Genomic DNA, 10,560 nt, shown 5'->3' with positions numbered 1-10,560 from the left:
CCCCAGCGGGCGACCGCTGGAATCCCCCGCCATTAGGAGGGGGAGGAAGTCAACCCGTGCTCGCTCGAACTCGGCGGCAAGGACGCCCTGGTCGTGCTGGCCGACGCCTCCCTGGAACGAGCCGTGAACGTCACCCTGCACGGTGCCCTGTGCAACGGGGGCCAGATGTGCACATCGGTCGAGCGCGTCTACGTGGAAGCGCCCCTCTACGACGCGTTCGTCGCCAGGCTGCACGAGCGGTTCAAGGAAGTCACCTCAGGCAGGCCGAGGGGGCTGGGCAGCACCGACGTGGGCGCCATGACCTTCCCGCCCCAGATGTCGATCATCGCGGGCCATGTCGAGGACGCCGTGAGCCGAGGGGCACGTGTACTTGCGGGAGGCCACGCCGCACCGGGCCCCGGCCGGTTCTTCGAACCCACCCTGCTGGTGGATGTCGACCACACCATGAAATGCATGCGGGAGGAGACCTTCGGCCCCACGCTGCCCGTCATGAAGGTCGCAAGCGCGGAAGAGGCCGTCCGGCTCGTCAACGACAGCGCCTACGGCCTCCAGGCCACCATCATCAGCTCCAATATGAGGCGCGCCCGGCACCTCGCGGAGCAGCTCGAGGTCGGCTGCGTCACCGTCAACGACGCCCAGACCAACTACATGGCCCTCGGCCTGCCCATGGGCGGCTGGAAGGAATCGGGCCTCGGCGTACGGCACGGCGCCGAAGGAATCCGCAAGTACACCCGCCTCCAGGCGGTCAGCGTGAACCGGTTCCCGATGCGCCGCGACCTTCACATGCTCCCGTTCGACTCCTCGGCCTACCGGTCCATCCTGCGCCTGGTGGATGTCATGTACGGCAGCCGCCTGCGCCGCCGGAACAAGTGACCGAGCGTCAGGTCCGCAAGCAGGAACTCGCCGCCGCCTTCCGTCTGTTCGCCCGGTTCGGATTCTCCGAAGGCGTGGCCGGCCACATCACGGCGCGTGACCCGGAGAACCCGTCGGCCTTCTGGGTCAATCCCTTCGGCATGTCGTTCAGCCAGATACGCGTCTCCGACCTCATCCTCGTCGACCACGACGGCCAACTCCTGGAAGGCAGGCGGCCGGTCAACAACGCCGCCTTCTGCATCCACTCCGAAGTACACCGGGCCAGGCCCGACGTCATCGCGGCCGCGCACACCCACTCCGTGCACGGCAAGGCCTTCTCCAGCCTCGGCGTCCCGCTGGACCCGATCACCCAGGACGCCTGCACCTTCTTCGAGGAGCACGGCATCTACTCGGACTACCGCGGGGTCGTCAACGACACGGAGAAAGGCCGGAAGATCGGTGTGGCCCTGGGCGACGCCAAGGCGGTCATCCTGCAAAACCACGGACTGCTCACGGTCGGGGCCTCCGTGGCCGAGGCGGCCTGGTACTTCATGACAATGGAACGCTCAGAAGCCGTCTCTCAACCGATTTTGGGACGTGCGGGTCGAACGGGCTTCCCGCTGGGGCGATCTTCCGGTGGTGCGCGCATGAAGGCAGGGCCTCTCGGTAGCTCGGGGATGCGAATCGAACCGAGCGATGCCGGGAGGCCCTGGTGTCGTCAGCTCCGCGCGCGTCTATACGATGATTCCGCAACGTCTGACGGAAGGTCACTGTACGTGCACAGAAGTCGTGTATACGCCGTTATAATCGACACGCCCGAAGCTGAGGCTGCCCAGGCAGCAAACTTCTGGTCAGCGGCTCTCGGCGTCGATGCTCAACCGTTTCCACCAGCACCACAGTTCACCACCCTCCATCAGGCTCTGCCGGGACTAATCACTGCCGTTCAAGCGGTCGACGACGCACCTCGTATGCACCTGGACATTGAGACTGACGACGTCGAGGCGGAGACCACGCGCTTGATCGCCCTGGGTGCGGAGCAGATTTCACGATGGCAGGAGTGCCACGTGCTACGAGTACCTGGTGGGCAGCTGATCTGCGTACTACCCGTGGAGAGCGATCTCGAAGTCTTCCAAGCACGGGCCACCGTTTGGCCGTAACGACGCAGCGTTAGCTATGCAGATCTTGGGACGTGCGGGTCGAACGGGTTTCCCGCCGGGGTGATCTTCCGGTGGTGCGCGCATGAAGGCAGGGCCTTTCGGTAGCTCGGGGATGCGAATCGAACCGAGCAATGCCGGGAGGCCCTGGTGTCGTTGTTGTACGCGTCCGAGTCCGTCCAGTTCAACTCGGCTGCTCCATCGTGTGATTGCCTCGCGCATTTGTACGGCAACGCGGCCGACCATCCCGATCGGGTGCGCCGGTATCCGTCGGACATGACGGACGCGGAGTGGGCGGCCGTGCGGCCGTTGCTGCCGGTGCCGGTCTGGCTTCAGGGGCGGGGCGGGCGGCCAGAAGGCTACTGTCACCGGCAGATGCTGGATGCGATCCGTTACCGGGTCGCGGGTGGGATCTCGTGGCGTGCGATGCCTGCGGACTTCCCCGAGTGGGGCCGGGTTTACGCCTTCTTTCGCCGTTGGCGCGAGCACGGGCTGATCGCTGAGTTCCATGACCGGCTGCGCGGGAAGGTCCGTGAGTGCGAGGACCGTGAGGCCGAGCCCACGGCGGGGATCATCGACGCGCAGTCGGTGCGGGCCGCAGCGACGGTGCCGACCGCCTTACGCGGCTATGACGGCGGGAAGAAGGTGCCGGGCCGCAAGCGGCACATCGTGACCGACACGCTCGGTCTGCTCCTGGTCGTCGCGGTCACCGCCGCGAACGTCGGCGACCGGGACGCCGCCGCGGGCCTGCTGACCCGGCTGCGCCGCTTGCATCGCGACATCACCCTCGTCTGGGCCGACGGCGGCTACACCGGCGGCCTCGTCGCCTGGTGCCGTCAGAAACTCGTGCTGACCTTGGAGATCGTCAAGCGCACCGACGACATGACAGGGTTCGTCGTGCTCCCCAGACGCTGGGTGGCAGAACGCACGTTCGCGTGGCTGATGAACTCCCGCCGCCTGGCCCGGGACTACGAGACACGGCCGGAGAACAGCGAGGCGATGATCTGGTGGTCGATGGTCACACGGATGGGCCGCCGTCTGGCACGGTCACGGACCGCCGGCCCGCACTGAATGCCCCCGACACCTCCAGCAGGAGCCACCCGCGCTCCGCCAGGCGCCTGGCCTTCGAGCGCACCCCCTCGACCTTCGCCGGCGTCGTGTCCAAGCCCAGCCCCACCGCGATCTCCTTGGCCTTCAGCGGTCTCCTGCCTGCTGAGGACCGCTCCTCCACCACACCCAGAATCTGCTGATAGTCCGGTGCCAGCACCATCACCGGCAGCCCGTCCCGCCACGGCGGCACCGTCGAGCCAGGCACCGGCACCGGTGAGGACGCCGTTTCCTGCTCCGCCTCGGCCTCGGTCACGGCAGTCGTCCCGGCAGCGGAGGCGGCCAACGCCTCAACCAGCTCCTCCCGCGCGATCACCCGCCGGTCCAGCTCGATCTCCGCGGCCTCCAACACCTCAGCCAGCCGTGTGACTTCCTCCCGCAGACTCTCCACCCGCACCCGGGCAGCCGCCTCCCGCTCCTCCAGCATTCCCAGCACCGACGCCACCGCGCACCCCTCGGCCATCAAGCGGACACAAGACGCCGCATCCCTCCCTCACCCCGAGCGAAACCATGCCTGACCAGCAAAAATCAAATGATCACGTTCGGTTGAGAGACGGCTTCTCATGCCAGGCCCAGCTGCTGGCCATGGCCGCCGGCGAGCCGAGGCTCATCGACCCCGAGACGGCACGGATGGTGCGGGGGCAGATCACCGGCGCCCTGCCGGGCTGGTTCCAGTTCCGCCCGCTGTGGGACCAGATCACCGCGGAACAGCCCGACTTGTTCGACTGAGGCGACACGCTGATCGCATAGCTGCACAAGGAGTCCAGCGCGGGTGGGGTCGGGCGGGAGCCGCCGACCCCACCCGCCGCCTTGACCGTGCCGTCATTGGCGCGGGTGGCACGCGCCCGGGGGAGTCCGTGCTCGTTCCGGACGAGGCGGATGATCAAACCATCAGTCGTCCTTGCCGGCGAGGCTCATAAGGTGCTCGCCGGTCAGGCGGAGCACTTCGCGGGTGTGCTCGCTGTTGCGGTCGGCCAGCCAGCACAGCGTGACGCCTTCCAGCACCGAATTGAGGTAACGGGCCAGGACGGGAATGGGCACGGTCCAGCGGATCCCCGCGCTTTCGGCAGCTTCCGCGAGGAGTTGCTCGTGCACTTCCAGGTAATGCTCATACTGCCGACGAGCCAGGTCCTCGAAACCGTCCTGGCGCAGCGCGTAGTGGGTGAGTTCAAACCCCACCTGCTGCTCTCCCGGATTGAGCTCGACCTCCTCCCAGAAGGCGTACAGACTCTTGGCGACACGCGCGCCGAGGTCACCTTCTGCCTCGAACACGCTCCGCGCCTTGGCGACGCCGCTGTCCGTGATGCGGGTGATGACTTCCTGAAGGAGCTCCTCGCGGGAATTGAAGCAGTAGTGAAAAACACCCAAGGGCATCTTCGCCTCGTTGACGACGGCGCGTGTCGTCGTCTTGGCGACTCCTTCGCGGACCATGACACGGACCGCCGCAGCGATGAGTTCTTCCCGCCGGTCCTTCGCCGCCATACGAGACATCCGGTCCACCGCTCCCTCAAGAGTGACATGCTCACTCGTATCCTAACCGGCGTCTTGGACGATCGACCAACTTCAATGCGGCCTGTCGCGTCGGCCTGTCACGTCTCGGTCATCCGATGGCGCGGAGTCGGCGGGCGTTCGGACGGCCAGTGGAACGAGGCTCGTCGTCCATGAGGCGCAGGACAGCCATGACCGGCCGCGCCCGAACGGCACCTCTCGCAAGGAGGCCGTCGCGGTCGAGGGGTCGGCCGTGGTCGGCCCGGCGGCGTCGGCGACGATGACGGCGAGGGCGATGGGGCCGGCCGCGATGACGGTGTCGGCGTATGCCTGAACGTCGTGCTCAACCTCGTACAGGTGAACGTGCTCAGTTGATGATGCGCTGATCACGGGTTCCCGTCAGTCCGCAATGGACCGTCGACAGCGTCGGGCGGCCGGGCACTCCTTATGCCACCTTGATGACAACCTTGCCCGAGCTGTGACCGTTCTCGACGGTGGCGAGGGCGGCCGGGGCGTCGGAGAGCGGGTGCACCGCGGTGATCACGGGTGCAAGGAGTCCGTCGAGAGCCAGCCGGGCCGACCGCTCCAGGTTCTCGCGGTCGACGCGACGCTCGACGAAACGCCCACCGAGATCGGGCACGGACATATCACCCACGGCGATGACGTTACGGGGATCCCGGGCCAGCGGAGCGACCGCCCGCAGCGAGGCGCCTCCGACCAGGTCGACGATCCCGTCGAAGCCGTCCGGAACCAGTTCGCGTGCCGCGGAGGCGACGTCCCCGGCCGTGTAATCGATGAACCGCACCCCGATGGCCTCGGCGTGCTCGCGTTTGGCGGTGCTCCCGGTGCCGATCACATGCAGCTCGCGTCCGACAGCCAGCCGGGCGACGGCGAGGCCGACCCCGCCCCCGACCCCGTTGACCAGGACTGTGGCACCGGCCGGGAGGGCAAGCTGGTCGAGCGCGTCCACCGCGGTCGTCCCGGCCACTGGCAGCGTTGCCGCCACGGTCGCGGACAGACCCTCCGGAATGCGCGCGGTGTTCGGCGCGGACAGCACCGTCGTCTCGGCGTAGGTGCCGCCACCGGTGAGTGCGAAGCCGAAGACCGCGTCACCCACCTCGAGCCCCTCGACGTCCTCGCCCAGCGCGAGAACCGTTCCGGCTGCCTCCATGCCCAGCACACGGGGAAACGGACGCCCGCCGTCGAACCCGTCGACCAGACCCGAGCGCAGAACGTGGTCGAGGGGATTGACGCCGGCGATCTCGACCCGGATCAGCACTTCGCCGCGACCGGGAACGGGATCGGGACGATCGAAGAACTCCTGCACCTCAGGCCCGCCGTACCTGCCGAAACCCCACGCCTGCCCCATCGTCCGCCGCCTCTCGTATAGCCGCCCCGGTGATTCCGGGCGTTGTCGCCATCCTCACCTCTGACATTGATGTAAGGGGCAACCGACTGAGACGCAGATCACAGCATCAGGCCGACTGTGCCGCCGGTTCCGGGGCCGTGGACAGCTCCGCCCGGTGCCGGCTGTTGACCCTGATCAGCACGTCGAGTGCATCCCGGGTCTCGATCAGGTGCGCGATGTCGGCGTCGATCCGGTCGCGCTCGCGCATCATCGCCGTGAACGTCTCCTCCGCGACGCCCAGGTCACCCGGGACGTCCACGCACGGCAGCACAGTCGCGATCACCCGGCTGGACATACCCGCGTCGAACAACTGCCGGATGAGCGACACACGCTGGACCGCAGCATCGGAATAGTGACGCTGCCCCGCGTCGGAGCGTGCGCTGGTCAGCAGGCCCTGCTCTTCGTAGTACCGCAGTGAGCGCGGACTCACGCCCGTGCGCTTGGACAACTCGCCTATCCGCATCCCTGAGAGCCTACGCCCGCGTGCTCCAAGTCCAGACCGCCGTCGAGTCATGGACGCTCGCAGACACCCCCCACGGCCGCAAGGTCGTCCTCCCGGTCCCACGTCTGAGCACTTTTCTCAGTACGCCGACAGACGGTCCACTCAGGCATATGCAGCGGCGCATCGTCTCCAGCCGGGCGTCGGGCGCCGTCACAGCGACAGCCCCTGTCTGAGCGGGCTGCTTGCCAGGGGGCATGGTCAAACTCCCAGGTCAGAAGGGATGTTGCTGAACTTGAGAGAACCGGCGACCCCGACCCGACCACCGACCACAAGCCCCAGACCATGGTCACGATGGGCACACGAAGCTCATGGTCGCCGTCGTGGTCGGCCCCACCATGCCCCGGCCACCTGCCAGCCGCGAGCCGGCAGCAGGCACTCGCGTCCGGCGCTGTTCGGGGCTCGTGTGATGGCGGCCGATCAGTTCACGCAGATCGCCAACGGCCTGTTCCGGAATCCCGGTTGTCGTTCAAGGCCAGGGCCTGTTCGGACCGCTCTTCACGCACCGGGACGGCTGGTGGATGACCCTGCGTTGGCTGATCGGGCGGGCGTTGACCCGCGACCGGCGACTACGTCGACGTCCGGCAACCGAACTCTGCCGTGTCAGATGGGCCCTCGGTCGGATGATCTATGACTCGGCTGGACGATCTATGAGTCGGCGAGCTTCGGCGTGGACTTCCGCGTCGATCTCGTCCAGTGTCTGGTCCTCGCGTTCGAGGAAGTCGTACTCGTCGTCCAACTGGGCGAGCCGTTCGACCGAGGCCAACGTGTGTCCGAAGCGCTGGTGGATCCGGAAGACCAGCTCCCGAGGTGTCAGCTCGCCGGCGAGCATACGCCGGGCGAGTGCCCGTGCCGCCGCCTCCCGCCCTGCGACGCTGTCCCTCGAGTAGAGGCTGAGACCGAGCTCGTCGAGTGCCGGGGGCAGGAGATCCGGGACGTCGTAGTCCGCCTCGCCGCGTGTGCAGGCGGCGAGGATGCGCAAGCCCGGGCTGTCCAGTCCGGCGACGAGCGCGTCACAGGCAGCCGTGACGACGTCGACGGCACAGACTTCCCTGACGCTCCACAGGGAGGCCTGGTCCTGAAGAGTTCTCGCTGCCGCTTCAGCCGGAGTCATCCGTTCATCATCCGCTCTTTGTTCGACAACCCGGCGCGTGATGGTCGCTTCCGGTGTGCACATGCCCACCGCGGGGGTAGTCAGGTCTGCGAGCAGGCGAAACGGTGTGTGACGGCGGCGCGTCGGACGGAATGGCCGGGGTGACCGGGCTGTCGTGGGATGACGCGAAGGGCTTGTCCGTGTCATCGGCCCGATCCGGGCGGGGAGAGGGACTGCGCGCACCAGATGGTCTTGCCGTGGGGGGTGTGCCGGGTACCCCATCCCTGGGTGAGCTGGGCGACGAGCAGCAGGCCACGGCCGCCCTCGTCGAAGGCGCGCGCCCGGCGCAGATGCGGGGCGGTGTTGCTGCAGTCCGAGACCTCGCAGATCAGGGCGGTGTCCCGGATCAGTCGGAGCCTGATCGGGGGCTCGCCGTATCTGATGGCGTTGGTGACCAGCTCGCTCACGACCAGTTCGGTGATGAAGGCCGTCTCCTCCAGGCCCCAGGCCTCCACCTGGTCGATGGCGACCTTTCTGACACGCGGCACCTGTGCGAAGTCCGGCTCGACGTCCCAGTCGGCCACGTGCTGGGGATCCAGGGCGCGGGTGCGGGCGAGCAGCACGGCGGCGTCGTCGGTGCGGTGGTCGGGAAGGATGGTGTGCAGCACCGTGTCGCACAGGGCGTCGAGAGAGCTCGCCGTGGGGTCCAGGACCCGCAGCAGCTCTTCGATCCCCTGGTCGACGTCGCGTACGCGGCTTTCGACCAGCCCGTCGGTGTAGAGGGCGAGCAGGCTGCCCTCGGGCAGTTCGATCTCGGTCGCCTCGAACGGCAGCCCGCCGATGCCCAGGGGTGGTCCCGGTTGCGCGGAGACGGTGGTCCTGGTTCCGTCTGGGGCGAGGACCAGCGGAAGCGGATGTCCAGCGCTGGCCAGCGTCAGCCGGCGGGTGACCGGATCGTAGACGGTGTACAGACAGGTGGCGCCCGTCTCTCCGGTGGTCTGGAAGTGGCTGGTCGGCTGGAGGTCGCTGGCCATGTGGAGGACCAGGTCGTCGAGGTGGGTCAGCAGCTCGTCGGGCGGCAGGTCGACATCGGCCAGGGTACGGACCGCTGTGCGGAGCCTGCCCATGCTGGCCGAGGCGTGCAGGCCGTGGCCGACGACATCGCCGACGATCAGCGCGACCCTGGCTCCGGACAGGGGGATGACGTCGAACCAGTCACCGCCGACTTCCGCGCCGGTGCCCGCGGGCAGGTACCGCGATGCGACCTCGATCGCCTCCTGGTTGGGCAACCCCTGGGGCAGCAGGCTGCGTTGCAGTGTCAGCGCGGTGGTGCGCTCGCGTGAGTAGCGGCGGGCGTTGTCGATGGCGACGGCTGCCTTGGCCGTCAGCTCTTCGGCCAGGATCAGGTCGTCCGCGGTGAACGCCTCCGGCCGGTCGGTGCGAGAGAACGCCACCACTCCGAGCAGCGCCCCGCGTGCGCGCAGCGGCACCGTGATCCGGCCGGTCAGGCCGTCCTCGGCGAGGGCGGCGTCGATCAGCGGATTGCCCGGTGGCCAGTGGGCCGGGTCGGCGGCGAGACCGGGCCCGAAGGCCCACTCGCCGCCCGCACCGGGCTCGCCGGCGAGCTCGACCTGGGAGGTGCCGGTGGCCATGCAGCGGGCGGCGACGGAGTCGACGGCGAGGGTGACGGGTGTCGGAGATCCGATGTGCCCATCGTCGGCGTCCCCGGCGCTGTGCCGCGCGGCGCGACTGAGCGTGATGGTCTCCCCGCTGGTCATCAGCGATGCCGAGGGCGGTTCCTCTCCGCGCAGCACCTCGTCGAACAGGTCTACGGTCAGGAGGTCCGTGAAGCGGGGCACGGAGCTCCTCGCCAGCTCCTGGGCCGTTCCCACCACGTCGAGCGTCCGGCCGATGTCCCGGCCGGCTTCGTTGAGCATGAGCAACCGCTGCCGGGCCCAGTACTCGGCGCTCATGTCGAATCCCCAGTTGGCGACCGCGCGGACCTTGCCCTCGGCATCCCGGACGGGCCAGATGCTGGTGGCCCAGGCATTGGCGTAGTTGCTGCCCAGTGGGCGGAAGACGGTGATCAGGCGTGCGGGCCGGCCCGTCCTGGCCACCTCGGCGAGCTTGTCGGTGTAGGGCTTGTCGTCCCGTTCGGGAAACAGCGAACGGTCGAATTCGGGAAGCACCTCGCGGTACTTCTTGCCGACCACCTGTTCCTCGGAGTGCGCGATGACCCGGCCCGAGGAGGCGTTGATCCACAGGAACCGCAGTCCGGGGTCGTAGACGCCCAGTGCGAAGGGACACTGCTCGAAGGCCTGGTCGGCGATGACCGGCCGCCGGTCCCACCGCTGGACGGTCATCACGCGGCCCTGCGTCTTCCCGCGAGCGCCGAGCAGCGGCTGGACCGTCACCAAGGCGTCCACCTCCGAGCCGTCCCGGTGACGCAGGGTGATGGGACCCGAGGGGGTGGCGCCGGTGCCGGGGCTGTCGAGAAGACCGGCTGGCGGAGGGCCGGTCAGCAGGTCCGTCACGGGCCGTCCGACGGTGTCCTCGGCCGTCCAGCCCAGCAGGTGAAGCGCTCCTTCGCTCCAGCCGCTCACCTGGCCGTCCGGGTCGACCATGACCACGGCCGTGGGAGTGTCCTGTTGGTCGGCGATGTCCACGCGCCACACCTCCGTCCGGACCGTGGTGCCCGCGAGGGCTCGTCTCCAGCGGCCGTTTTCCAGCCTAGAGGCACTCCCGCCGCACGGCGTTCCGACCGGTCCGTCCGGGCCGCGCAAGCCGGTCGCGGAGGCCGCGGCCGGACAACGCTCGACAGGTGTTCATACGGGCGACCCGGATCGGCGGGTCGTGTTCGGGTGAAAACCCCTCGCCCGCCCGGGGCGGGGACGTCCGGTACTCGGTTGACTTCCTCCCCCGCCTATCGGCGGGGGATTCCAGCGGTCGCCCGCTGGGT

9 protein-coding genes and 2 pseudogenes are annotated in these 10,560 nt (G+C 68.4%); 5 read left to right on the top strand and 6 right to left on the bottom strand.

Annotation, left to right across the window (positions count from 1 at the left end; translation table 11 throughout):
• Window positions 1-54: 54 nt before the first annotated feature.
• From ABZT17_RS43935 to ABZT17_RS43920, 4 genes and pseudogenes are all read left to right on the top strand, one after another.
• Window positions 55-873 (top strand): annotated as a pseudogene (locus ABZT17_RS43935) (aldehyde dehydrogenase family protein); the annotation flags it as partial.
• Window positions 870-1,421: pseudogene (locus ABZT17_RS43930) on the top strand (class II aldolase/adducin family protein); the annotation flags it as partial. The pseudogenes ABZT17_RS43935 and ABZT17_RS43930, both read left to right, overlap by 4 nt.
• Window positions 1,404-2,009 (top strand): VOC family protein, encoded by a 606-nt coding sequence (locus tag ABZT17_RS43925; RefSeq protein ID WP_356357794.1) that lies wholly within the window; start codon window positions 1,404-1,406, stop codon window positions 2,007-2,009. The pseudogene ABZT17_RS43930 and the gene ABZT17_RS43925, both read left to right, overlap by 18 nt.
• A gap of 273 nt (window positions 2,010-2,282) precedes the next feature.
• Window positions 2,283-3,077: an IS5 family transposase gene (locus ABZT17_RS43920; RefSeq protein ID WP_356357793.1), complete on the top strand. Its 795-nt coding sequence runs from the start codon at window positions 2,283-2,285 to the stop codon at window positions 3,075-3,077.
• Here ABZT17_RS43920 and ABZT17_RS43915 read toward each other — a convergent pair.
• Window positions 3,025-3,576, bottom strand: a complete 552-nt coding sequence (locus tag ABZT17_RS43915; RefSeq protein ID WP_356357792.1) for a hypothetical protein — start codon at window positions 3,574-3,576, stop codon at window positions 3,025-3,027. The genes ABZT17_RS43920 and ABZT17_RS43915 overlap by 53 nt on opposite strands.
• Before the next feature lie 83 nt (window positions 3,577-3,659).
• Here ABZT17_RS43915 and ABZT17_RS43910 point away from each other — a divergent pair, with 83 nt between their 5' ends.
• The gene (locus ABZT17_RS43910) at window positions 3,660-3,842 is read left to right on the top strand and encodes a hypothetical protein (RefSeq protein WP_356357791.1); all 183 of its coding nucleotides are present in this window, start codon (window positions 3,660-3,662) and stop codon (window positions 3,840-3,842) included.
• Window positions 3,843-4,004: 162 nt separating this feature from the next.
• On the opposite strand, the gene ABZT17_RS43905 is transcribed toward ABZT17_RS43910, so the two are convergent.
• The 5 genes from ABZT17_RS43905 to ABZT17_RS43885 form a co-directional block, all read right to left on the bottom strand.
• A complete protein-coding gene (locus ABZT17_RS43905; protein WP_356357790.1) occupies window positions 4,005-4,595 on the bottom strand; it encodes a TetR family transcriptional regulator in 591 nt (196 codons plus the stop codon).
• Window positions 4,596-5,046: 451 nt separating this feature from the next.
• Complete coding sequence (locus tag ABZT17_RS43900) at window positions 5,047-5,970, bottom strand: NADP-dependent oxidoreductase (protein WP_356357789.1); 924 nt, start codon at window positions 5,968-5,970, stop codon at window positions 5,047-5,049.
• A 106-nt stretch (window positions 5,971-6,076) separates the two neighbouring features.
• Complete coding sequence (locus ABZT17_RS43895) at window positions 6,077-6,472, bottom strand: MerR family transcriptional regulator (RefSeq protein ID WP_356357788.1); 396 nt, start codon at window positions 6,470-6,472, stop codon at window positions 6,077-6,079.
• Between the two features lie 664 nt (window positions 6,473-7,136).
• Window positions 7,137-7,622, bottom strand: a complete 486-nt coding sequence (locus ABZT17_RS43890; protein WP_356357787.1) for a hypothetical protein — start codon at window positions 7,620-7,622, stop codon at window positions 7,137-7,139.
• A 182-nt stretch (window positions 7,623-7,804) separates the two neighbouring features.
• Complete coding sequence (locus ABZT17_RS43885; protein WP_356357786.1) at window positions 7,805-10,267, bottom strand: SpoIIE family protein phosphatase; 2,463 nt, start codon at window positions 10,265-10,267, stop codon at window positions 7,805-7,807.
• Between the last annotated feature and the right edge of the window lie 293 nt (window positions 10,268-10,560).

The organism is Streptomyces sp. NPDC005648 (genome assembly GCF_040605395.1).
Taxonomy (GTDB): domain Bacteria; phylum Actinomycetota; class Actinomycetes; order Streptomycetales; family Streptomycetaceae; genus Streptomyces.
This window is presented reverse-complemented; position numbering and strand designations above follow the sequence as displayed.